This is a genomic window from Bacillus sp. ABA4_010 (assembly GCF_056159105.1).
The window spans coordinates 2,987,717-3,011,439 of sequence record NZ_JBSWUN010000003.1; the positions used below are offsets into that span (position 1 = coordinate 2,987,717).

The 23,723-nt window shown below is 39.8% G+C and carries 26 protein-coding genes; 6 read left to right on the forward strand and 20 right to left on the reverse strand.

All coding sequences use genetic code 11. From position 1 onward, the window contains the following. Window positions 1-301 precede the first annotated feature (301 nt). Window positions 302-1,051, reverse strand: coding sequence for an EAL domain-containing protein (locus tag ACXAEO_RS15975; RefSeq protein ID WP_474882894.1), 750 nt, complete (start codon window positions 1,049-1,051; stop codon window positions 302-304). 269 nt (window positions 1,052-1,320) lie between these two features. Here ACXAEO_RS15975 and ACXAEO_RS15980 point away from each other — a divergent pair, with 269 nt between their 5' ends. Further along, window positions 1,321-2,289, forward strand: a complete 969-nt coding sequence (locus tag ACXAEO_RS15980) for a bile acid:sodium symporter family protein (RefSeq protein WP_474882897.1) — start codon at window positions 1,321-1,323, stop codon at window positions 2,287-2,289. A 68-nt stretch (window positions 2,290-2,357) separates the two neighbouring features. On the opposite strand, the gene ACXAEO_RS15985 is transcribed toward ACXAEO_RS15980, so the two are convergent. After that, entirely contained in the window at window positions 2,358-2,903 is a 546-nt protein-coding gene (locus ACXAEO_RS15985; protein WP_474882899.1) for an NUDIX hydrolase, read from the reverse strand. A 62-nt stretch (window positions 2,904-2,965) separates the two neighbouring features. Further along, a complete protein-coding gene (locus tag ACXAEO_RS15990) occupies window positions 2,966-3,295 on the reverse strand; it encodes a winged helix-turn-helix transcriptional regulator (RefSeq protein WP_474884218.1) in 330 nt (109 codons plus the stop codon). 136 nt (window positions 3,296-3,431) lie between these two features. Here ACXAEO_RS15990 and ACXAEO_RS15995 point away from each other — a divergent pair, with 136 nt between their 5' ends. Then, window positions 3,432-3,926 (forward strand): lactoylglutathione lyase family protein, encoded by a 495-nt coding sequence (locus tag ACXAEO_RS15995; protein ID WP_474882902.1) that lies wholly within the window; start codon window positions 3,432-3,434, stop codon window positions 3,924-3,926. Between the two features lie 229 nt (window positions 3,927-4,155). Here ACXAEO_RS15995 and ACXAEO_RS16000 read toward each other — a convergent pair whose 3' ends face one another. The 9 genes from ACXAEO_RS16000 to ACXAEO_RS16040 all read right to left on the reverse strand — a co-directional run bounded on the left by ACXAEO_RS16000 (window position 4,156) and on the right by ACXAEO_RS16040 (window position 12,461). Next, a complete protein-coding gene (locus ACXAEO_RS16000; protein WP_474882904.1) occupies window positions 4,156-5,322 on the reverse strand; it encodes a mandelate racemase/muconate lactonizing enzyme family protein in 1,167 nt (388 codons plus the stop codon). A gap of 31 nt (window positions 5,323-5,353) precedes the next feature. Continuing rightward, on the reverse strand, window positions 5,354-6,355 hold the full coding sequence (locus tag ACXAEO_RS16005; RefSeq protein WP_474882906.1) for a 2-dehydro-3-deoxygalactonokinase: 1,002 nt from the start codon (window positions 6,353-6,355) through the stop codon (window positions 5,354-5,356). 8 nt (window positions 6,356-6,363) lie between these two features. Beyond that, on the reverse strand, window positions 6,364-7,041 hold the full coding sequence (locus tag ACXAEO_RS16010; RefSeq protein ID WP_474882908.1) for an RraA family protein: 678 nt from the start codon (window positions 7,039-7,041) through the stop codon (window positions 6,364-6,366). Window positions 7,042-7,079: 38 nt separating this feature from the next. After that, entirely contained in the window at window positions 7,080-7,724 is a 645-nt protein-coding gene (locus ACXAEO_RS16015) for a bifunctional 4-hydroxy-2-oxoglutarate aldolase/2-dehydro-3-deoxy-phosphogluconate aldolase (protein ID WP_474882911.1), read from the reverse strand. After that, window positions 7,711-8,721, reverse strand: coding sequence for a C-terminal binding protein (locus ACXAEO_RS16020; protein WP_474882913.1), 1,011 nt, complete (start codon window positions 8,719-8,721; stop codon window positions 7,711-7,713). Before ACXAEO_RS16020 ends, ACXAEO_RS16015 begins: the two co-directional genes overlap by 14 nt. A 23-nt stretch (window positions 8,722-8,744) precedes the next feature. Continuing rightward, a complete protein-coding gene (locus ACXAEO_RS16025; RefSeq protein ID WP_474882916.1) occupies window positions 8,745-10,031 on the reverse strand; it encodes a TRAP transporter large permease in 1,287 nt (428 codons plus the stop codon). 29 nt (window positions 10,032-10,060) lie between these two features. Continuing rightward, window positions 10,061-10,540, reverse strand: coding sequence for a TRAP transporter small permease (locus ACXAEO_RS16030; protein ID WP_474882918.1), 480 nt, complete (start codon window positions 10,538-10,540; stop codon window positions 10,061-10,063). Window positions 10,541-10,627: 87 nt separating this feature from the next. Next, window positions 10,628-11,644, reverse strand: a complete 1,017-nt coding sequence (locus ACXAEO_RS16035) for a TRAP transporter substrate-binding protein (RefSeq protein WP_474882920.1) — start codon at window positions 11,642-11,644, stop codon at window positions 10,628-10,630. Window positions 11,645-11,789: 145 nt separating this feature from the next. Then, window positions 11,790-12,461 (reverse strand): FadR/GntR family transcriptional regulator, encoded by a 672-nt coding sequence (locus ACXAEO_RS16040; protein WP_474882923.1) that lies wholly within the window; start codon window positions 12,459-12,461, stop codon window positions 11,790-11,792. 597 nt (window positions 12,462-13,058) lie between these two features. On the opposite strand from ACXAEO_RS16040, the gene ACXAEO_RS16045 reads away from it, so the two are divergent. Next, window positions 13,059-13,568, forward strand: coding sequence for a sigma-70 family RNA polymerase sigma factor (locus tag ACXAEO_RS16045; RefSeq protein WP_474882925.1), 510 nt, complete (start codon window positions 13,059-13,061; stop codon window positions 13,566-13,568). A gap of 255 nt (window positions 13,569-13,823) precedes the next feature. Here the strand turns inward: ACXAEO_RS16045 and ACXAEO_RS16050 are convergent, their stop codons facing one another. Both ACXAEO_RS16050 and ACXAEO_RS16055 read right to left on the reverse strand, forming a co-directional pair. Then, window positions 13,824-14,201 carry an SET domain-containing protein gene (locus ACXAEO_RS16050; protein ID WP_474882927.1) on the reverse strand — a complete coding sequence of 126 codons (378 nt, stop codon included), beginning with the start codon at window positions 14,199-14,201 and terminating at the stop codon, window positions 13,824-13,826. A gap of 144 nt (window positions 14,202-14,345) precedes the next feature. Beyond that, window positions 14,346-14,546, reverse strand: coding sequence for a cold-shock protein (locus tag ACXAEO_RS16055; RefSeq protein ID WP_474882929.1), 201 nt, complete (start codon window positions 14,544-14,546; stop codon window positions 14,346-14,348). A gap of 238 nt (window positions 14,547-14,784) precedes the next feature. On the opposite strand from ACXAEO_RS16055, the gene ACXAEO_RS16060 reads away from it, so the two are divergent. Further along, window positions 14,785-14,982, forward strand: coding sequence for a cold-inducible protein YdjO-related protein (locus tag ACXAEO_RS16060; protein ID WP_474882932.1), 198 nt, complete (start codon window positions 14,785-14,787; stop codon window positions 14,980-14,982). 232 nt (window positions 14,983-15,214) lie between these two features. Here ACXAEO_RS16060 and ACXAEO_RS16065 read toward each other — a convergent pair whose 3' ends face one another. From ACXAEO_RS16065 to ACXAEO_RS16080, 4 genes are read right to left on the reverse strand one after another with little or no spacing between them, the layout of a single operon-like run. Continuing rightward, window positions 15,215-16,723 carry a tripartite tricarboxylate transporter permease gene (locus ACXAEO_RS16065; RefSeq protein WP_474882934.1) on the reverse strand — a complete coding sequence of 503 codons (1,509 nt, stop codon included), beginning with the start codon at window positions 16,721-16,723 and terminating at the stop codon, window positions 15,215-15,217. Window positions 16,724-16,738: 15 nt separating this feature from the next. Then, window positions 16,739-17,209 carry a tripartite tricarboxylate transporter TctB family protein gene (locus tag ACXAEO_RS16070; RefSeq protein ID WP_474882936.1) on the reverse strand — a complete coding sequence of 157 codons (471 nt, stop codon included), beginning with the start codon at window positions 17,207-17,209 and terminating at the stop codon, window positions 16,739-16,741. A gap of 40 nt (window positions 17,210-17,249) precedes the next feature. After that, window positions 17,250-18,239 carry a Bug family tripartite tricarboxylate transporter substrate binding protein gene (locus tag ACXAEO_RS16075; protein ID WP_474882938.1) on the reverse strand — a complete coding sequence of 330 codons (990 nt, stop codon included), beginning with the start codon at window positions 18,237-18,239 and terminating at the stop codon, window positions 17,250-17,252. Next, the gene (locus ACXAEO_RS16080; RefSeq protein ID WP_474882941.1) at window positions 18,236-19,435 is read right to left on the reverse strand and encodes a PrpF domain-containing protein; all 1,200 of its coding nucleotides are present in this window, start codon (window positions 19,433-19,435) and stop codon (window positions 18,236-18,238) included. The genes ACXAEO_RS16075 and ACXAEO_RS16080 overlap by 4 nt, the downstream gene beginning before the upstream one ends. A gap of 146 nt (window positions 19,436-19,581) precedes the next feature. Here ACXAEO_RS16080 and ACXAEO_RS16085 point away from each other — a divergent pair, with 146 nt between their 5' ends. Together ACXAEO_RS16085 and ACXAEO_RS16090 are read left to right on the forward strand one after the other, a co-directional pair. Then, window positions 19,582-20,463 (forward strand): LysR family transcriptional regulator, encoded by an 882-nt coding sequence (locus tag ACXAEO_RS16085; RefSeq protein WP_474882943.1) that lies wholly within the window; start codon window positions 19,582-19,584, stop codon window positions 20,461-20,463. A 58-nt stretch (window positions 20,464-20,521) separates the two neighbouring features. Then, window positions 20,522-21,469, forward strand: a complete 948-nt coding sequence (locus ACXAEO_RS16090) for an ROK family protein (protein ID WP_474882945.1) — start codon at window positions 20,522-20,524, stop codon at window positions 21,467-21,469. A gap of 575 nt (window positions 21,470-22,044) precedes the next feature. Here the strand turns inward: ACXAEO_RS16090 and ACXAEO_RS16095 are convergent. Beyond that, window positions 22,045-22,452 carry a competence protein ComK gene (locus tag ACXAEO_RS16095; RefSeq protein WP_474882947.1) on the reverse strand — a complete coding sequence of 136 codons (408 nt, stop codon included), beginning with the start codon at window positions 22,450-22,452 and terminating at the stop codon, window positions 22,045-22,047. A 289-nt stretch (window positions 22,453-22,741) separates the two neighbouring features. Further along, window positions 22,742-23,677 (reverse strand): homocysteine S-methyltransferase, encoded by a 936-nt coding sequence (gene mmuM / locus ACXAEO_RS16100; RefSeq protein WP_474882950.1) that lies wholly within the window; start codon window positions 23,675-23,677, stop codon window positions 22,742-22,744. Between the last annotated feature and the right edge of the window lie 46 nt (window positions 23,678-23,723).

Below are 23,723 nucleotides of genomic sequence, written 5' to 3' on the forward strand. Positions count from 1 at the left end.
ACCTTCTGTCTTTGTCAGTAAAAGCTATAATTTCTTTAAATTATAAAGCGCTTTCATCTTTCTTTATATAAGAGAGATGCACAATTGTTTTTAAAAAGTAACAAGACTCTTTTCTATGCATTCTCCATGCTTCAACTTTTAGATGCACAAAAAATTTTGATAAAGGAACCTTCCATCAGTGAAGGGGCTTTATCCCTACTAAAAAAGGAACACGCTTACTTCGATAACGATCATGGGCGACTTACTACCCGTTAATGCATGACAAAACAAAAAACCGGAGAAATTCTCCGGTTTGGGTGTGTTAGTGGGTAACAAGGGTGTTTGGGGGATGGCAGCTAGCTTTCTTATCGCTTTCACCTTCCACTCGCTTAGGCAAACCTAATAGAAATCCTTGCCCAATGGACACTCCGAGAGATTTAGCAACGTTTAAGTCCTCTTCTGTTTCAATTCCCTCCAAAATTAACTCCATCCGCCCATGACAATAAGTAATAAATAAAGAAATCAGCCTTTGTTTCTTTTCATTTAGAAACAGCTCTTTACAAAAATAACGGTCTAGCTTGATAAAATCTAACTCGTACTCTGTTATCTTTGTCAATGAAGCGGCTCCTTTTCCCACATCGTCCAAAGCGATCCGTATCCCCAGATTTCGAAGTCTTGCTAATTGTTCCCCTAACACACCAATTTCCCACATTTTATCTTCCTTGTTAGTTTCATTGATTTCAATCACAATTTGTTTATGTAAAACACCGCATTCATGAATAACATCTTCTAAAAATGAAAGAAAATCCGAATGAATAATAGTTGAAGGAAAAACATTGATAAACAGCTTTTTTTCATTGATAGAGCTTGTTTGACTAAACGTTTTCATCGCGGTTTTAATTGAAAACGTATCTAACTCATATAACTGTTTAGCCGTTCTTGCTTTCTCGAAAATGACATTAGGTGCAATTCCTTTTGTTGAGCGCAGTAATGCTTCGTATCCTACAGGACACCCCTCTCTAAGAGACATTAAAGGCTGAAAAACAGAAAAGTAGTCTTTGTCATCGAACATATATGATCTCCCCAAAAATAAATATTCTATTTACGAACGTATACTTTTTCCCTTATGCAACTTTTTAACTTTAGTACAATATATTTAACTAGATGAAATTTGTCAAGTTTTACTAAACTCCACGATCATCGCTCTTTTAGGAAGCCTAAAAAAGAATGTGAAATTGGATGTGAAACGACACACTTTTATAATTTTCTAATTATTGACTTTATTCTAAATTAACCTTATAATTCTCTTCATGAAAAAATTTCCCAACTAAGAGGTGTACAATGAAAACTTTGGAACGAATTAGTCAATTTGTCAGCAACACATTTGCCATTTGGGTGCTCTTATTTGCAGCCCTTGCCTTTTTTTCTCCTTCTTCTTTTACATGGATCGCACCGTATATCGTTCCATTATTGGGCATTATTATGTTTGGAATGGGCCTAACGCTTTCGGCCAACGATTTTAAAGAAGTGTTCAAACGTCCAAAAGATGTCCTCATTGGCGTTGTGGGCCAATTTTTAATTATGCCGCTTCTCGCCTTTGCGCTCGCAAAAGGGTTGCAGCTGCCGCCGGAAATTGCGGTTGGTGTCATTTTAGTCGGATGCTGCCCAGGCGGAACGTCTTCAAATGTTATGACTTTCCTATCTAAAGGAGATGTCGCTTTATCGGTAACCATTACATCCATCACGACGCTTCTTGCACCATTTGTCACGCCTGCACTTATTTTATTATTCGCTAGTGAATGGATACCGGTAGATCCTGGTGGACTTTTCCTTTCAATTGTTAAGATTGTCCTTGTGCCGATCATCTTAGGTTTGCTTGTGCAAAAATTCTTTCAAAAGCAAGCAAAAGCGAGTGTTCAAGTATTACCGCTCGTCTCCGTTATAGCAATTGTTGCCATTGTCGCAGCCGTTGTGTCGGTGAGTCAGGAACAAATCGCCAAAACAGGATTAGTTATTTTTGCAGTAGTAGTGCTTCATAACATTCTTGGGTACTTTATCGGATATAGCTTCGGAAAGCTCTTTAAAATGGACTTGCCAAAAAGAAAAGCTGTCGCCATTGAAGTCGGGATGCAAAACTCTGGTCTAGGTGCCGCGATTGCCACTGCCCACTTTTCACCACTGTCGGCTGTACCGAGCGCCATCTTCAGCGTATGGCACAACATCTCTGGCCCGATTTTGGCTACCATTTTCAGTCGAATGAACACAACAAATAGCCCTTCCTTCCACGCGGAACATTCCGTCAAAAAGTAAGAGGCACTCAAAGAAAAAGAAGAGCGGATGATTCGCTCTTCTTTTTCTTTGTTCTGAAGTTTTTAGTCTTAGTTAGACGATGCTGCTTCGCCGTTGCCAAACACATATCTTCCAACAACGCCCATTCCAGCCGAGTGGCGAAAGGTTCCATTTGCTATCCATTTCTTTAACGTTTCTAGTTCAACCGCTTCTACTTCAATCTGTTCACTTTCCTCTAATTGCTGTTCATGCTTGGTTAATCCTTTTGCCGCAAACAAATGAATCACTTCGTCAGTGGAACCGACCGAGCCGTAAAGATAGCCAAGGTCAATCCATTGGGCTGCCTCATAGCCCGTCTCCTCTAACAATTCTTTTTTAGCTGTTTCAAGCGGCGTATCTCCTTCTTCAATTCCACCGGCCGGAAGCTCGTACTCCCATGTTTGAAAAATATGGCGGTATTGTTTAATGCAAATCACTTGATTGCTATCGAGAAGCGGCATGACACAAACCCCGCGCTTCATCTTCACATACGAAAAAGGGGCTTCGCTTTCATTCGGAAGCTCCACTTTTTCAACTACTACTTCAAATCGATCAGCTTTTATCGTGTCTCGTTTCAGCACTTTCCAATGTGACAAATGAACCCTCTCCCTTTGCTTATCTATTCCGCTCTATGTATATAGTTTACCTGCATGGTGACCTATTCACCATGCTCTTTTCCCCACCGATGCATTTGTTCCAGTATCGGCATTAACGTTTGACCTTTTTCGGTTAAAGAATACTCCACTTTTGGCGGGACCGTATTGTATTGTGTCCGATGAATCAACTCATCTTTTTCTAAATCTTTTAATTGCTCCGTCATCACTTTATGGCTAATACCTGGCAATAATTGTCGCAGTTCATTGTATCTGAGTGTCCCATCTGTCCCTAAATGCCATACAATAACACTCTTCCATTTATTACCTATTTTATTTAACGTATATTCAATCGAGCATTTTAGCTTTCCTTCCTCATTAACTGGCGGCTTCATCATTTTCTTCCTTTCTTACCTATTGGTTAGTGTCTCACCAAAAAGTGCGTTCTTCCATAAGAGAAAACTTATGAATTATAATAAGCCATGTGTTCGGCCTAACACAATCAAAATGATATATGGAGGAATGGTTGTAATGCATACTTATCCTAGAACATTTTCTCATATTGGTCTTTCTGTCCCTAATTTAGAGGAAGCCATTAAATTTTATTCAGAAGTATTCGGCTGGTACGTCATTATGGAACCTGCCGATGTAAAAAATGACGATACAGCGATCGGACAAATGTGCCGCGATGTATTCGGAAACGATTGGGAAACATTCCGAATTGCCCATTTAGCGACGGGTGATAAAATTGGTGTTGAACTTTTTGAGTTCCCGCATAATGAACAACCTGAAAATAACTTCGAATATTGGAAAACTGGATTGTTCCACTTCTGCATCGAAGACCCTGATATTGAAGGTATCGTAGAGAAAATTAAAGAATACGGCGGCAAACAGCGCATGCCAATTCGCGAATATTACCCTGGCGACAAGCCCTATAAAATGGTGTATGTCGAAGATCCATTCGGAAATATTTTCGAGATTTATACGCACAGTTATGAATTAACGTATTCTCAAGGGGCTTATTAAATACATGGCAGAATATGCGGCATGATCATACTTGGTCATGTCGCGCATTCTATCTACACCTCATGAGGTCTGAATGACTATTCATTTGTTTAACAAAACCATTCTGTGTAAAGTTATTGAAATGTAATATATAAGTCAAAAAAAATCCCTTTACAAGAACTAAACACTCTGTAAAGGGTCATCAATACATAATTTTATTTTAGCTCCTAATACTTGTACATATAAGAAGTTATCGAACCTGAAGATGAGAGACTAAACTCCCTTCTCGCTTCAAAAAAGAACAATTTAACTTCAAGCCTAGACCTGGCCCTTGAGGCACCTTTATCCAACCATTTTGATGTTCAATCGGCTCTTCAACCAATTCAGTTCGAAATGGATGAAGAGATGTATCATATTCAAATATAGGTTGCTGTGCAAATAAAGAGAAATGAGCAATTGGGGTCGCAGCTAAGAGATGCAGAGATGCATATTGCCCAATTGCAGTTCCCCAAACATGCGGGTTAATCTCCACTCCATAAGCATAAGATAGTGCCATGATATGTTTACAAGCTGTAAATCCTCCTACGAGACAAACATCAGGTTGTGCAATATCTATCGCTTTACTCTCTAAAAGATCTTTAAATCCAAACACTGTAAATTCTGCTTCTCCACTAGCAATCGGAATATTTACTTTTTCCTTTACTTGCTTATAAGCTGAAATATCTTCTGGAACAACCGGTTCTTCAAACCACCTTAAATTTAAAGGTTCTAGTACGTTGCCTAGTCGTACTGCATCGACTGCACTATAAGCGTGATTGGCATCAATCATTAAAGTAATTTTATCCCCAACAACATCCCGAACTGCATTAATAACTTGAATATCATCTTGAATACCAAACCCTATCTTTACTTTCATTAAATCGAAACCGTTTTGGACATGACGTTCAGCTTCTTTAGCCATCTGTTTGGCTTCTCCTTGTCCTTTTGTTCGAAAGAACCCCGTTGCATAAGCTTGAATCTCCTCACGAAAAGCTCCACCTAGTAGTTTATATATCGGTTGATTAGTAACTTTACCAACTATATCCCATAAAGCAATATCAATAGCACTAATTGCCCCAATAACTGCACCTTTCCTACCGTAATCCCTTGTGTAATGATACATTTTATGCCACAGCACTTCTGTAGCAGTAGGATCTTCTCCTATTAATAACGGCTTTAAAGCAGAGTCAATGATAGAAGCTGCTATCTCTGGGGGTTGCAATCCAACTGAGAACGTTTCTCCCCACCCGCTTACTTCTTCATCAGTTATGATTTCTACGACAGTAGTTGAACGGCGTGTTATCCACCCTTGGGAGTATGCAAAAGGTCGATCTAATTTAGAGCTAAGAATATATGTTTTGATATCAATTATTTTCACCTGTTCACCCCATTATTTCTTTATAGCAGAGTTACACTACTGATTGACTTGCATTTTTAATAATAGTAATAGCACCAAATCCAGCTAAATCTCTTTGAATATCAGTTTCTACTATTATTTTGTTATGAAACCCTTCTTTTGTTAAAACCGTTCCAAATGCTTGTTTCAATACTTCTTTTCCAGCAATGACAATAGGGATGTTTTGATCGATATTAAAAGAAAAACTATGTTGAATCGCTTTTATATCATCCGCTAGCAAGACACCGAGCAAGAAGTTCGCTTTATCGTTTTGGCATGCCTCCGTGAACTGATCCAGAACTCGAATCGTAAAACAAGATCTACTTATCCCAACCTTTTTGCCCATTTCGTATCCTTTTAAAAAGAAATGTTCATTAAACTCACTTACAAATGATTTTTGTAATGCATCTGCTAAAATTGTATTACGAGTGATAACGGATAATAATTCACCGCCAAGAGAAGTTAGACATGCTGTTATTTTATTATTGCTATCTATTAATACAAATTTAGAGTGAGAACCAGGTAGAACAAACAAAGCAGGACCTTTTAAATTCAAACGGTTGATAAGCCCAATTGTCTCCACCTCTTCTCCTCGCATAATATCCATTTGATTACAAGTTTCTAAGTTGATTTCTTCAACCCTGTTCTTAATACCAGGAATAAACCAAATATCTTTTTCAATCACATCTGAAAATGATTGAATAACGATGTTATGAGCTAACTCTTTCTCACCTGCAGGAGCCAATAAATGCGGTACTTCGAACAATCCTACATTTGAGGTTAACATCCCTGATGCAACAATTGAGTCAATATCACTTAATGATAGGTTTTGAACACCTAGTACTTTATGGATTAAATCTTTTATAGCTTGCTTTAAGCGAATATTATTTCCATCAATAGCTGTATCTCTAACTCCTACCTCGCATGATTCTCTTTGAATTGCTTCTTCTTTATTCCACAACGTTACCCTCGTATTAGTCGTTCCAGTATCCAATGTTATTGTGTACATATTCATTCACCCTTTTAAATCCGACCGAATTTTCTTAATAATTCTTCTACAGTTGCTCCTTTTAATATTTCCTCTCTCGTTTTAATTTCATTATCAGCAAGTTCACGTGCTTTTGTGTATACTTCCTCTAAGTCTTTATAAGGAACAACTGCTACTCCAATTTCATCAGCCACGATAAGATCACCAGGATTAACAATAACACCGCCGCAAGTAATCGGAACGTTAATTTCAATCGGATCCTTGCGCCCTGAGTATGCCGTATGGGCAGCACGTGGTCCAGATACTTTTGCTGTAATAGGGAAGCCTAGCATTTTAGATTCGTCCGTGTCACGGCAACTTCCATCAATAACAGCCCCTACGACACCGCTATTCCTTGCCAAACCAGACATGAGTCCACCCCAGATAGACGTTTCTGTTTCACCAAATGCGTCAATGACAACAACATCACCCGGCTGTGCAATCTCAAAAATATCAAGACAATCTACAATATCTCCAGCCGTTAATTTGACTGTAAGAGCAGGACCAATAATCTTCTTATTCGCTGCTTTTGGTTTCATATCGTGACGCATTACATTATCACGCTCCATTGAATCACCAATTACACAAGATAAAGAATACACATCATCCATCTCACGGTAAGGTCTAATTAAATTTTCATCGATATTAGGTCTTGGATTAATAATTTTTTTCATTTTCATTACCTCCACATATTTTTTATATAATGAAATATTTATCGAGAATGAGTAATTAATTGTTTTGAAAGAACCGTTAATTTCTCTTTATCTTCTAAACTATATTTATTGATGATGCTTCCTCCAACCCCTACTCCGCACAAACCTAAATCTAAAAAGTCTTGGACGTTATCGGGCGTTATCCCACCTACAGCAATGAAAGGAATATGCTTTAAAGGAGACAACATTGATTTAATGTAGCTGCTTCCCAAATCTCCTGCTGGAAACAGCTTAATAAAGTCAGCTCCTATTTTATGAGCGAACACTGCCTCCGTAGGAGTAAGGGCTCCTGGAATCGATACTTTCTCTAATTCCAATGTTTTCACGATGACTTTCTCATCCACATTAGGTGAAATAATATATTGAGCACCAGCGTCAACCGCTTTTACCACTTCTTCTTCCGATAAAACGGTTCCCGCTCCAACACAAAGACGGTCTCCAAAATACTCGACGATCATTCGAATCTTTTTCGTTGTTTCCTCAATGTAAGCTGAACCATTATGATCGAATGTCACTTCTACCAACGATACTCCTCCCTCAACGAGAGCCTCTAATGCAGGAATGATTTGAGTCTCTTCCACACCGCGTACAATCACAATTACTTTATCTGATGTAATTTTTCTAATAACTTCATTTCTGTCCATTCAATTCCCTCACATTTTTATTTGGCTTAACTAAATTGGGTGGTTGTTCCCCTAACAGCACTGCTTTTACATTCTCGGCAGCTGTTCTTCTCGCTTCTTCTAATGAAGCTTTTGAAATATAAGCTGAGTGCGGAGTAATAATACAATTATCAAGTGAAAATAAAGGGTTCATAGCTGGAGTCCAACTTGCCACTTTAGCAGGTTCCTCTTCTGTATCATCTAATCCAGCCGCAGCAATCCATCCTTCCTTCAGAGCTTTGTAGAGAGCTGTATTATCTACAACCTTCCCTCTAGAACAATTGACGAGAATAGAATCTTTTCTCATTGTCCGCAACGCCTCTTCATTAATAAGATGATGTGTTTCCGAGGTATATGGGCACATTACATCAACTAAATTTGATTCTTCAAGCAGTGCCTTCAAGTCTACTTTTTCAACGCCAAAAGTGGCCATAAAACTTTTAGAGACATATGGGTCATACGCTAGTAATTTGAAGCCAAAAGGTGCTAACTTCCTAGCCATATTTTGGGCAATTCTTCCGAATCCCACCAAACCAAATGTCATCTCCCTCATTCGATGAATCGGTGCATACCAATCTCTCCAATGCCAATTCCCTTCATGTGTGGCCTTATTATAAGAGGGAATAGAGCGAATTAATGTAAAAGCCATAGATATAGAGTGATCAGCTACTTCATCGATACAATAATCTGCAACATTTGTGACGACCATGCCATGTTCATATGCTGCATCAACATCTAAAATATCCAACCCTATACCATATCTAGCAATTACTTTACAGTTTGATAGTTTGGTAATAGTCGCTCGTGGGATTTTTGCATACTGCTGCATAATCGCATCTGCATCGCTGGCTAATGATGCTAAATTCTCTCCTGTATTACACTGCAGTCCAATCACTTCTGCTCCAATAGGTTCTAGTACTTCTTTCTCGATATGCAAATCTTCAAAATCATAATCACTTACATATACTTTGAAACTCATCCTTTTCTCCTCCTATTTACTCTTTATCCACCAATCATTAAATTTGGTAAGAATAATGATATAGACGGTACAAATGTAATTAATATTAATAAAACAATCATGACAATAAAATAAGGCATGATAGCTTTAGAAAGCTTCTCTATTGAAAGATTACTAATACCACTTGCAACAAATAAGTTAACTCCTAATGGAGGTGTACAAAAACCAATGGCTAAGTTAACAGTTAAAATCACACCAAACAAAATCGGATCTACTCCTATCGCTTGTACGACCGGTAATAAAATAGGTGTCAGGATAATAATAGAAGCAATAGTTTCCATAAACATCCCTACCACCAACAGTAAAATATTAATAATAATGAGGATGACTATCGGACTATCTGATATATTAGTTAGAAAGGATGCTAATTTAACTGGCACTTGCTCAAGAGTTAAAAGACGCCCAAAAGTTGATGCAAAAACGACTAAAGATAGGACTGTCCCTGAAGTGAGAGCAGAATTGATGAATACTCTGTGTATATTTTTAATATTCAGATCTTTGTAGATAAACACTCCGACAATGAGTGAATAAAAGACGGCTACTGCTGCAGCTTCAGTCGGTGAAAAAATACCCCCGTATATACCTCCGAGAATAATAATCGGTGCTAGTAATGCCCATATAGCATCTTTAAATGTTTTTCCAACATTAGATATCGAAAAAGAAGTACCTGTTGAAACAAAGCCGTATTTATTATAGAGAATATAAGCAGTTACCATAAAACCAAGAGCAAATAGAAGACCTGGTACAATTCCCGCTATAAATAATGCCCCTACAGATTGTTCCGCTGATATACCATACATAATGAACGGTATACTTGGAGGAATCATAACGCCAATCATTCCAGCTGATGCTGTAAGCGCCGAACTGTATTCCTTTGTATATTCACGCTTCTCCATCTCCGGTATCATATTTGTTCCAATTGCTGCTACAGTCGCTGGTGAAGACCCTGAAATAGCTGCAAAAAACGTAGAGGCCAAAACATTCACATACGCTAATCCTGCTTTGTAATGACCCACAATTGAATCGACAAAAGCAATGATACGCTTAGATAATCCACCAGAATACATTAAGTCCCCTGCAAGTATAAAGAGAGGTACAGCTAATAAAGGGTAGGAATCAATGGCTGTTACAATTGAACGTGCTTGCAGCATTAAGGTAGATGTCTCAAACAAAAAAATTATGACTAATGAAGATAAACCTAAAGCAATTGCTATTGGAAAGCCTAACGCTATAAGAAGTAATAGCATTCCAAACAACACTAACGCTTCCACCTAGATCCCTCCCTATAAAAAACCAATAATTAAGCGCTTTCTTTTCTATACATTTTAATATCATCTATTGTATTTTGGACTATACGGATAATTGAAAGTGTCCCTCCTAGCGGTGCGGATAAATAAAATAGCCACATCGGGTAATTCAATAATAAAGAATGCTTAGTCTGTACTGAGGGATGCATCATCCAGTCGAGTCCGACCGTTACTAAAATCGCAAAAAACACAATACTAATGAAATTAACTGCAATACCACTCAATTGCTGCACTTTTCCAGGCAAAAGATCTATCAATCCCGTTACTCTAATATGTTTTCGCTCCTTAAAAGCAAAGCTGATTGAAACCCACACAAAAAACACAAACAACAGCATCACAACTTCTGAAGCCCAAGCAAGAGCCTCCTTTGTAAGTAAAATCATTAGCACATTTAATATCATTAAACTACTGAAAGCTATAAATAACGTTGCAACCAGAAATTTTTCAATATTGCGGTTCATCCATGTCAACATAGGCTTTAACGTCACCTCAATTAGAGAAAGTTATTTTCATAACATACATCCTAGTTTTAGACTAAGATGTATGTTATAATATCCTTATTACTTATGGGATTTTTCGATTGCATCTACAAACTCATCATAAGCCTCTGCTCCTAACTCCTCACGATAATGTTTTAGAGTTGGTTGAGCAGCTTTAATAAAGGATTCTTTTTCCTGTGCGGTTAATTGGATTATTTGGGTAGAATATTTTTCATTATTTTTAATTTCTTCAAGTTGATTTGCTTCTTCTTGTTCAATGAGGTTTAATTGATAGTCATATGCCAGTTGAAAAGCGTCTTGAACTTCTTTTTGTTCTTGTTCACTCAGTTCATTCCAAAAATCAAGATTCATCACTGGTACATAAGCTGTATAAACATGACCTGTGAGCGTAAGATAATCTTGCACTTCATAAAATTTTTGGGCATATATGTGAGCCACTGGATTCTCTTGCCCATCAAAACGACCTGTGCTTAAATTATTGTACAATTCGGCAAACGGAGCTCCTTCTGCCGTTGCTCCAAGATCATTCCATAAATAAACGTGAGCCGGCACTTGCATCGTTCTTAACTTTAATCCTTTTAAATCTTCAGGATTCTTGACAGGTATTTTACTATTTGTCAGATGACGAAGACCGTTTTCTAAATAACCTATTCCTTTTAAGCCATCATCTTCTAGTTCTTCTAACTGCCTTTGTCCCCACTCTCCTGTCAGAGTATTTAAAGCATTATCTCTATTTTCAAATACGTAGGGCAATTCTATAAATGCCATGTTTGGAGCTTCCTCTGTCAAAAAAGACGAAGGTGGCGTCGCCATTGTTAAATCGCCCGTTTTTACATTCTCGACCATCTCCGTGTCATTTCCAAATTGGGATGATGGATATAATTCCACTTCAAAATGCCCATTCTTCTCTAATTCATCCTTAAATTTCAACCAAGCTTGATGCATATGATAAGATTCACTGGCACCATGGCCAATTTTAATCGTTTTTATTTGACTATCTTCGGACGCTGTTTGACTGCACCCCACCGAAGAAAGCGCTAACATAAAAACTAGTAATCCCCCTAACAATCTTTTCATACCTTCTTCCTACCCCATCTCTATTTTTTATTAATACCAAAGATCCATACAAATTCATTAAACTCTTATGAAAAACTTAATGCAGATGGACCTTCGGTTTTTAATATTATTTTAAAGTCATTCTCTCGTTCAGGTATCCAGACTCCTACTTTCCATGGTCTTGAAGTGCATCTTCAAGATGTCGTCTCATTAATAATGCCGCTAATTGAGTGTCTTTCTTTTCAATAGCTTCTATAATTGCTTTATGATAGTGTTTAGCATTATCTGGACCAACATCATCATAAAGTTGTTTAATATTGTATTTCAAAATACTTTGAAGAATTTCATTGATTCCCTTCACAATAGGATTGTTTGTACCATTTGCGATTACTTGATGAAAGTAAAAATCATTAATATAAAACTCTTCTTGATTGTCGTAGTTTTCCACCATTTTTTCATAATAATATTTCAATTTGTCTACATTTTCCTGATCGTAATTTTCCATAAACATGAATACGTTTCCAAATTCAAAGTAAATACGAAACTCTAGAATTTCTTTAATATCATTTTTACTCAATGACATAATGGGATATAGGCTCTTCAAAAATAAAGAAGGTTTAATTTCATTTACAATGGTTCCAGATCCTCTTTTTTTATCCAGTATTCCAAAAGCCACTAACTTTTCAAGCGCTTCCCTTACAGAAATCCTGCTAACATTTAATTCGGCCGCCAATTGATTCTCAGACATAATTTTAGTATTAGGAAGCCATTCCTTAGATACAATTCTTTCCATAATGTACTCAAATACTTTTTCACTTGCACTTACTTCATTAACCAATATGAACACCACACAGTTTAATTTTATTTAACGTTATGTTTTATTGTCATACAACTTCCTTCGATATGTATGACAACTTTTCAGAAATATCTAAATCATATGTAAATATTAGCATTAAAAACACAATTTGTATACATATTTATTTTAAAAAACATAAAATTTGTCATACAAGATAGAAAATTCATAAAAAAACAAAACAACTTGTATGACAACTTCAAAATCAAGACAACTTAAATAGTACTCATTCTAGCCTATGAATGACTTCTATCATAATTAAAATTAACCTTTTTCATTTGGCAGCTAAACGGATATCTTCACAATTAGAAAATCCTTGCTAATACCGTTCGTACATCGTTTTTTCTTTAAAGAATGGAGTCTCTGTAGCTACTATTTCTCGCTTCACGAAATATATAGTCTCAAGCTTTTTAAACACGCCAACACTATTCATCAACTTTCAACTATTAAGCCAACTCATCCAAGAAAACGCCTTCTCCGCACCTCTGAACCCGAACGTTCATTCGCCAATTCCGTTGCCTTATCGTAAAGTAAACGTACCGCGGAATACATGAAAAGCGCGCTTTTCAAAAGGAACCGAATATGTTTGAGAAAAAACCGGCGACATTTGAAGAAGCACTTGTTCAATACACACCAATGGTGCATCATCTTTTAAAAAAGTTGCGAATCTACAAAGACTTTGACGACTACATCCAGCTTGGCTTCATCGCTTTGTGGGAAGCGTATGAAAAATTTGATCCGGCTAAAGGCGCCTTCTCAGCTTATGCTTATATGACGATGAAAGGTCATTTATTAACCGCTTTAAAAAAGCAAGTCAAATATGAAGAACATAACAAAGCACTCCAAGATGAATTTCTTGAAGTTATCGAAGCAGATATGAATGAAGTCCCACTCGAACAAGACATTCTTTACTTATATTATCGAAATTTAACCGAAGGCGAAAAAACGTACATCCACGAACACATCATTAACGACCGCCCGCTCCAAGACATCGCTGCCGAGCATCAAGTCAAGCTCGAAGCGGTCAAATGGTGGGGAAGATCAGCTAAGAAAAAACTGCGGAGAGCAGCCGAAGCGCTGAGAAATTGCTGATAAGGCAGATTAAGAGGCTCAACAGCAACACCCCTTGAGCCTCTTTTTCTATACAAAAAAAGCCCCGTAGAGATTACTCTCCACGAAACTTTCCATCAATCTAGATCGTTCACTTCATAACCTAACACAGCTTCATTTGGCGGAAAAGTGTTCACACCGGATTCTTTAGACCTCTCGAATACGCCCCAAAAGGTTCACCTAAGCAGAAAAAGGGAGATGACCGCCCTTTGGTCATCTCCCTTTTTCTACGTCAATCTATTCCTTATTAAACCATAGCGGCTCTTGGTCATCCACGTCGCCATTATAGTTAATTAAAATTTCTTCCCCTGCTTTAATATCCTTGTACGCATAGAAATCAAACGTATGGTTATCAAAGTTAATATCATACGTTGCATTCGGGGTATACGAGTGGTTAAACAACATCCCATATCCTAAAAGGAGTGCCGTATGATTAGCACCGTACTCAAACACATAATCCTCAAGTAGCGTTTTCTCGATGAACACATGCTGCTCATTCGGGTAAGGAATAACTGGTGCTTCATGGATCAGTTCCCCTTTTTTAATATCACGTGTCGCAAATACCCCGCGGTCAAACTCACCATCGCTAAGTGCAGATTTTTTAATCTCAATCATATTTGTCACCTATATGTCCTTTTCTATGAAATTCCTTATTTTTGCCCCACTGAAAAAACGCTGTCTCGATACCATCCAATGGCTTCGTCATTTATAAAAAAAGACTCCACATGAGGGAGTCTTTCTTATTTATTGCTTTTAAAATTATGCTTTGCGAACGTTAGCAGCTTGAGCGCCACGTTGACCTTGCTCAACGTCAAACGTTACTTTTTGACCTTCGTCTAAAGTTTTGAAACCTTCAGATTGGATTGCGCTGAAATGTACGAATACATCTTCTCCGCCTTCGCTCTCGATGAAACCGAAACCTTTGTCTGAGTTAAACCATTTAACTGTACCTTGTGCCATAATAATGTTTCCTCCTGTTGTGGAATTTTCCACAATTATATTACTACCCTTGCCCAACCATACTACTTCAAGACGAAACCTTCTTTTTCAGACAGTTTTTCTATCCATCTTATACCGAACAAAAATAATTAACCTTATTGTAACACATGTATAAGCATAAATACAATTAACAGAATAGGAAGTTTTTTTGTAGTCTTCCTTTTTTGCTGTATAATGAAAGAAAGGAGCGATGATATCATTGTATTATAAAAAAAGGGAAGAACCATTACCGAAAGAACAAACAGCAGTTTGGGAATGTGAATCAGAAGAATGCATCGGCTGGATGAGAAAAGATTTTTCTTATGAGAATGAACAAAATTGTCCCTTATGTGGTCATACAATGAAAGAAGGCGAGCGTCTTTTAGACCAGATGCCTCGAAATGCCAATCGCAAGTGATACACAACTTTACGTCACAGGTTATACGTTCGTAAGCAGGATGAACGTCACGAAGTATTAATAAACGAACGAAGGGCTGTCTGACAAGACGAACATTACCTCTTTGTCAAACAGCCTCTCAAAATGGACCGTTACGAAAGCCTAGGAATACTCATGGTTTTTGTAACGGTTTATTTTATATACATATTTAGGCCTTATCGGAAAACTCCTTTTCTTCGTGTGAGTCCTTCCTTTATTGGGAGATATTCATGCCGTCATCGGTCGGTTTTTTCTTAATGAACTTCCCAATCACCGGGTAAAGCAACGCGAGAAGCGAGCAAAATAATATGACCCCTGAAATCGGCTGTGTGATAAAAGACATGTAATTACCTTCTGTCACAAGCAAATGCCGACGGAAATTTTCTTCCATCATCGGCCCTAACACAAGCCCCAACACTAATGCTGCCGGCGAGAAATGATACTTTTTCATAAAATAGCCAAACACACCGAATACAAGCATCACCCACACATTAAACATTGAGTTGCCTACTGCATACGAGCCGACCATCGACAATAGCACAATTAACGTTCCTAACATGGAATACGGAAGCTTTAAAATCGCCGCAAATGCTTTAACGCCTAAACGCCCGCCGATAAAGACCGCCACACTTGCGATCAGCATCGAGAAGAAAATGCAATACAGCATTAACGGTTGATCCGTCATTAATTGCGGTCCAGGCTGCAGTCCTTGTAGCGCAAGAGCGGCTAAAATAATCGCCGTTGTTGGACTTCCCGGTATCCCTAATACAAGGGTTGGAATCATCGCACCACCTGCCGCTGCATTATTCGCTGTTTCTGGTGCTACGATCCCTTCTTCTTCCCCTTGGCCAAACTTCTCTTTCTTTTTGCTTGAACGCATCGCTTCCCCGTAGCTCACAATTGACGCAATCGACCCGCCTGTTCCTGGAAGAATGCCGATAACTGTTCCAATGACCGCCGATTTCAACAACACCCATTTATATTGAATAAGCTCAATCATTTTAATTGTTTGTAACGACACTTTTTTACTCATATTTAACTGTTTTTCATTTTCCGTTACTTGATTGAGCACTTCTGCTAATGCAAACGCCCCAATCATAATCGGAATCATTTCAAGTCCGTTCATGAATTCAATATGACCGAACGTGAACCGGGCAGCCCCTACGATCGGGTCAAGTCCAATCATCGCAATCATAATTCCAATCATCCCCGACGTAATGGCCTTAATCGGTGATTTCGTCCCAATCGAAGCAATAACCGTCAAACCTAATACCGTTAGCGCAAAGTATTCGGCACTTTGAATTTTTAGCGCCACACTCGATAGCGGCGGTGCCAAAAACAGCATGATGAGAACAGAGAAAATGCCGCCGAACGCCGAAGCACTAATCGCAAGACCAAGTGCTCTTCCCGCTTTTCCTTGTTTCGTCATTGGATAGCCGTCAAACGTCGTTGCCACCGCCTCAGGTGTTCCCGGCGTATTAAACAAAATAGCAGTAATCGACCCGCCATACGCAGAACCAGCATAAAGCGCCACCAGTAAAATAATCGACGGAAGAATGCCCATATAATACGTAAACGGCAACATAAGCACAATCCCCATCGATGAACTAATGCCTGGAAGAGAACCGAAAAAGACCCCAACTAACATCCCGACAAACACGAGTAGTAAATTCGCTGGCGCGACCGTTGTTAACAAACCATCTATTAATAATTGAATATCCATGTGTCCCCTCCTTTCTTAATAGAAGAAATAGCTCAGCTCTTTAATGATTCCGATTCCCCTCGGCAGTGGCACTGATAAAATGTTTCCGAACACGAGCGTAAACACGAACGAAACGACAATGGATTGAATCGTCATTTTCACATATCGCTTTTGCCCAAGCAGGAGAAACAAAAAGAAGCAAAATACAATCGACGCAAGCGTAAAGCTAATAAAATCATTTAACAAAATGAACACAACAATCGCTGCTAAAAGTCCAAAGTACGCTTTATTTAGATGCAAGGACTCCGCTTCCTCTTTTGCCTTCATCTTTCGCATTGCCTGAAAGAATGAGATGAGAAGCAGCAGTAAAATGAGTGCTAAAATCGCTTGTGGAAATCCGGCCGGCCCAATTGGATCAGCTACTCGTCCACTCGTAATCTCAAAAGACTCTCGAAAGAAAAGTCCGGCCGCCGCCAGCAAAATCATATGAAATATTACTTCTCCCACACGCCTCTCCTCCAAACAGGCGGCATCAAAGCCGCCCTGATTATTCTTTCAATCCTGTCTGTTTCGCCACTTCATCAAACACTTCATAATCTTTTAACATAGAAGCTTTAAATTCTTCCGGTCCTAAAAAGCCTTCACGAATATTTGTCAGCGACTCTTCGTTAAACTGTTGATATTCTTCCGTTTCCGCTGCTTTTTCCATTTGCTCAAGCAAGTAATCTTTCACTTCTTGTGGCGCGCCTTTTTTAATCACAAATCCACGCCAAGAACCAATCGTCACATCAAAGCCTTTTTCCACCGTTGATGGCGTATCTTTTAATTCTTCTAGCTGTGTAATACGCTCATCATTTAACACAATAATTGGCTTCACTTTTCCATCCTTTATATAACCAACCGTATTAATTAATTTATCTAAATACACATCCACTTCCCCGCCAAGCACAGCCGCCTTTACTTCAGAGCCGGAGCCATAAGGAATGAACTTCACTTTAACACCTGTCGCAGCCGCCAGCGCATTTAACGTTAAATCATCCAATCCGCCTGGACTCACCCCCGCAAAGGTCACTTCTTTCTCTTTTCCAATCGCTAACAAATCGTCGATATTTTGAATCTCACTATCAGCCGGAACCGACAACACATAAATGTCTTCTTGAATGCGAGCAAGCGGTTCAAACTCCCCTAAAAATTTCATGTTTTGACTCGTACCAAGCACATCAGCAATCACGTGGGACGGCGTTACCTCTAAAATCGTGTACCCATCATTCGCCTGACCGTGCGCATACACCATTCCGACAATCCCGCCGCTTCCATCTTTATTTACCGGCTGAATGGGCTGTGGCATCTCTTTTGACATAATTTCCGCAAACTTTCTAGCAAACGTATCGCTCGCACTTCCTTCCCCAAACGGCACAACCAGTTCAACCGGTCTTTTCGGATACTCTTCTTTTCCTCCCGTCGATTGACTGGAACTGCACGCTGCCAAGACGATACTCATCACCAACATGAAACATATGAATACGTGTTTTTTCATTTCATAACCCCCTCTTTATGTAAACGCTTTAAAAATGGTGTACCCATCAACTCAATCGGCACAAATGTATGCCCTTCCATAATTCTTCTTGCCGTTCGGCCAATCCCGCCTTTCACGAGCTCGTACGAAGCATTCTTCTGTTGTAGCGAAATGTTCACTAAAATCGTGCCACTTGGATGCCCGATGGTTATTTGCGATTTCGGTGTCGCCGAAAGAACTTGATTCGGAATCGAACCAGAAATATGACATGCCGCCCCTAACCCAATGGCTCCACTCACCGCAAACGCACGGTGTAACGTGCCCATCGATATATATCTTCCGACAATGTCCACTTCGTGCTCGCACACGCGCTCACCATATTCATCAAGATAATCCGTCGCCCCCGACACGATCACCATCTTCGGCAATGCATGAGTCTCTGGCGTAATTTGTTCGCCTTCACGAAATAACTGAAGCTGTTTGCCACATTGGACTCGCACCTCTTCAAGCTGTTGCTGTATGTCTGAACGATTAAACGTCGACGAAAGCTCGATTCCTGTTAACCCGAAATCCGCTGCTTTCACAAACACAAGCACATTTCCAACATCCACCATCGTCACTTCGATGTCCTTTCCGTGTGGAAGCGAAATGACATCAACGACATTCCCTGTCGGCAGCAGCTTCCCTGTGCGCGCGCCTCCAAATTCAATAAAATGGACCATAATGCACGAACCTGTACCCGAAACACCCGAAATCACAAAATCCCCTTCATAGACAATTCGTCCGTCGCGAACCCGGATGTCGACTTCCATTACCCGCTTCGTATTCGTGTTGTAAATTTTGACGGTTGTCAAACCTTCACGAATCGGGACAAACCCTTCCTCGACTGCGAACAACCCGACTGCTGATGCCATATTTCCACACGTCACGTCATAATCGATTCGCTCACTGTTTGTACTGACTTGACCAAACGTATAATAAAGATCACAGCCTAACATATCTGTCACTCCGACGATGGCCACTTTGCTTGTTAAAGAAGTGCCCCCGCCTACCCCATCAATTTGACCGTTTTTTGAACTTCCATAAATCTTTGTAATAACAGCATCTCGTTCGTTCGCATTTTTTGGCAAATCAATCTCTTTCAAAATTAAACCTTTGCTTGTCCCGCCTCGCATTAACACACTCGGCAGCTTATACAATTGTCCGTGAATGTTCACCCATCCAACCCCTCTTACAAAAGATTGATACCATGGTATAGTTAGAGTATATTGAATATTGAGAAATAAATGAAATATTGATTTTTTATTGTCTGCCATAAAATGACTTTATCCCTATTCACTTGAATGGACACTGGAGGTGTATGATGGATAGCTTAGATTGGAGTTTGCTGACGACCTTATTTGAATATAAAAACATTACGAAAACGAGTGAAATTCTACGAATCTCACAACCTGCCGTCACATACCGGCTGCAAAAATTAGAAGATGAGTTTGGCGTCGCCATCGTGTATCGGGGACATCGCGGTGTTGCCTTCACACCGCAGGGAGAGCATTTAGCCGCCTATGCGGGCAAAATGCAAAACGACTTGCAAAAGGTAAAAGAAGAAGTGCTGAATTTTGAAAACAAAATTCAAGGCGTCTTACGCATTAGTGCTTCTAGCATTTTTTCACGCTACAAGCTCCCGCCGATTTTAGGGAAATTCACCGAACAATACCCAGCCGTTGAATTTCACGTAAACACCGGATGGAGCGAGGAAGTCATTCATTCCATTTACAAAGAACAAGCTCATATCGGCATCGTAAGAGGAAACTATAATTTTCCGCATGAACAGAAGCTATTAATGGAGGAAAACTTACTTGTCGTATCGAAAGTCCCAATTGACCTTCACAATCTCTCAACTCTTCCAAGAATCTACTACAACACAGACACTTCATTAAAAGCGTTAATCGATCATTGGTGGACTGAAAATTATTTGTCACCTCCAACGATTACAATGCGAGTGGACAACATGGAAACGTGCAAAGAAATGGTACTCAACGGACTAGGCTATGCCATTCTTCCGAACATTTTGCTAGAAGAAAACGATCAACTATTCAAAACCCCTTGCCTTACAAAAGATGGCCTGCATGTCAAAAGACAAACGTGGCTCATTTTCAAAAAGGAATATTCCAACAACGTGTTAATTAAAGCTTTTTGTGACTTCTTAAAACAATGGGACTTTACCAAAAGCACCTTCCAGCCGTAACAGCAGGACCATTATTATATTTCAATAATCAATCACATACAGAAAAGGAGGAACACGCATGAACAAACCGCACCTCTTCATCGGCATCGACCTTGGCGGAACGAATATACGGGTCGCCGCCGTGGACGAGCATGGCACCATTTTAGAAGAACAGCAACAACGAACGAACGCCAAACGAGGACCTAGCGCCCTCATCGACAGCATTCTTGACATGACAACAAGTTTAGCATCCTACCCTCATGCCCACGCCATCGGAATTGGCGCACCAGGACCGCTCGATGCAAAAAACGGCATCATCCTTGACCCGCCGAACTTGCCTGGCTGGGAGCATGTGCCGTTAAAAGCCATTATGGAACAACGCACAAATTTGCCCGTCGTCGTTGACAATGACGCGAATGCGGCCGCCTTAGCAGAAGCTCATTTTGGGGCAGGAGCAGGAGTTGAAAGCATCTTTTACATCACCGTCAGCACAGGGATTGGCGGCGGTTTTGTGTACAACAAACAAGTGATTAAAGGCGCTCATTCATGCGCCGGAGAAATTGGCAATATGATTATTGCCAGCACAAGCCCTTCTCACCCTGTCTTAAACAAAGGAAGCCTTGAACTTCTCGCCAGCGGAACTGCTCTCCACCAAGCCGGCATCGAAACACTTGCCATCAAAGAGCACGCGGGCGAAGTCTTTCAGCAATTTGAAAGCGGAAACACCACTGCTAAAACGCTCGTCGAACAATTTATTCACCATTTAGCCATCGGCATTGCCAACGTCATCCATACTGTCGACCCGGACCTTATCGTCTTAGGGGGCGGCGTGATGAACTCACAGCACCACTTCCTTGAACCGTTACGAAATGAAGTAGAAGAGCTCGTCTATCCGCAAGCGCGACACCGTCCGCTTAGAGCCAGCTTTACTCGGCACAAAAGCTGGCATAGTCGGGGCGGCGATGCTGCCAAGAAAATATTAAAAAATGAGGCTTTCACCCAAAGTGAAGTCGTTGAAATAACGTAGCGAAAACTCCCCACATCATTAAATAATGCTTAAACCGATCCATAAGAAAGCTCCTTGCAATTTTTGACTAACTTGTCCGTTAGCTAAAGAATGGAACTCTCATAATCTTTATGTTTATTTCACCATATACAGGGGAAATCCTTGATATTTCTGGAAATAGACGTAAAATAACACCCTGATCCACATGATGACAATATCTATTGTCAAGAGGTAGTTCAGGGTGCTATGTGTTATGCAAGCTTTTGGTTATTTTCTTATTAAACGTTGAAATATCAACGAAAACTGACCTACTTAATCCAAAGTCAAAGCCTTTCTTTTGACCAATCCCGTGACCGCCGAATCATTTCAGTATGGGCTTCTTCCGCTCACAGAGATTATGCTATGTATATCACGTACATCTGTCTGCTATACTCTTTTCCCAAATGGCGTCGTTTTCGGTCCGAGCGGGAACGAAAAAACGTCTTCCGTGTTACTCTCGCCATTGTATAAGAAAGCTTTGTACGGCTGAAACAGATGAAACGTTTGAAACCCTTGTATTTTTAGCGCACAAGCGGACGTACGCTCCCACTGGCTTTTTAAAAAGCAGCTCTCGCTTGCACGACAAGCTCACGGCCATTATAAAACTTCACGATCGAATGATTGTTCTTAGTTGGATGTGGCACGTATTGAAGAACATGTTGAGGAAACAGCCAAACGCAATCGAAGTGTTGAGTCGAAGATGTAGGAAATGCGCAAATGCCATTCAATGGTGATAACACGATTGGTGTCCGTTTCTCATAGCCATGTACACGAATAACAGCTTGACGGCTTCCTTCGTAAGTCGTACCGTTTTTCAAACATAATTCATTCAGCAGCTCTTCTGGTGACTTTGATGTTAAAAACTCCCCTTCCATATCAATCACTTTCGTCTGATGTGTCGCATGAGGATGATGGAGAATCGCCATCGTCGTCAGCCCAATTTCATGAGTTTCATCAATCATCATCGTCATAACCTCCTAAAAAATTGAAATGATTATTACGATACTAGTATAAGTAAAAAATTGGACATTTTGTTAAAGGTAGTGTAAAGATTTTGTTTAAAAATTGTAAAAAATAGGACTTTTATACATTCCACTTCATAACTCGCCCCGGCTTCATTTGATTCAAAAACATTGAAAATGGTGATTCAGACCTCTTGAATGGATCCGCAAAGGGGGAGCAGATGCTTAGGTCTAGAAAATGTAGCATGACCAAAGAACGGTCATGCCACATTTTCTAGGTCGATATAGATCTTTATTGGCGTGCCCAAGCAGCAATCGCTTCAATCTCTTTCGGTCCCGTTCGACAACAGCCGCCGATGATGTGGGCCCCTGCTTCATACCATCGTTGAGTGCTGGAAACAAACTGTTCTCCCGAAGATTTCTCATTCCATGTCTTGCTCGTCGGATCATACTCTTCCCCTGTATTAGGGTACACAATGATTGGTTTAGAAGTTTGACCTTTTATTTCTTTAATTAAGGACTCAATAAAACGCGGTGAAGAACAATTGATTCCAATGGCGGCTACTTGCTCTTCTCCAGCTAGCCATTTGGCACAATCAGCTATTGTGTCGCCATTGCTAATATGGATTTCATCTTTTGCACTAAAGCTTATCCACGCATACACCCCTGGGAATTCCTTTAATACTCTCGTAATGGCTTTTGCCTCTAACAAACACGGAATGGTTTCACATGCTAAAATATCGGCACCCGCTTCTATTAACACACTGATTCGTTCGCGATGAAAAGCGACTAATTCCTCTTCATTTACTACATAGTCCCCTCGATATTCAGAGCCATCTGCAAGGAATGCCCCATATGGACCGACAGAAGCTGCCACTAACGGTTTTGGCCGTGTCGACTGATGAGGATGACTTTCCCAAAATTCATCCCGCGCCTGCTTGGCCAGTTGAACAGAATTTTTAATTAAACCGATAGCCTCTTCCTTCGTCAATCCTCTTTCCATATAGCCCTCCACCGTAGCTTGATAACTAGCGGTGATGGCACAATCTGCACCTGCTTCAAAATAATCGATATGTACCTTCTTTATCAATTCTGGATTTTCGATTAAGACTTTAGCTGACCATAAGCGATCATGTAAATTACAGCCCTGCTTCTCAAGCTCCGTTGCCATCGCTCCGTCAATAATCATAATCGGAAAATCCGTTAAAATTTGTTCAATTGGGTTCATGTTGTATCTCCTTTCCTGCCTCTCATAGAATAGAAGGACTCACTCT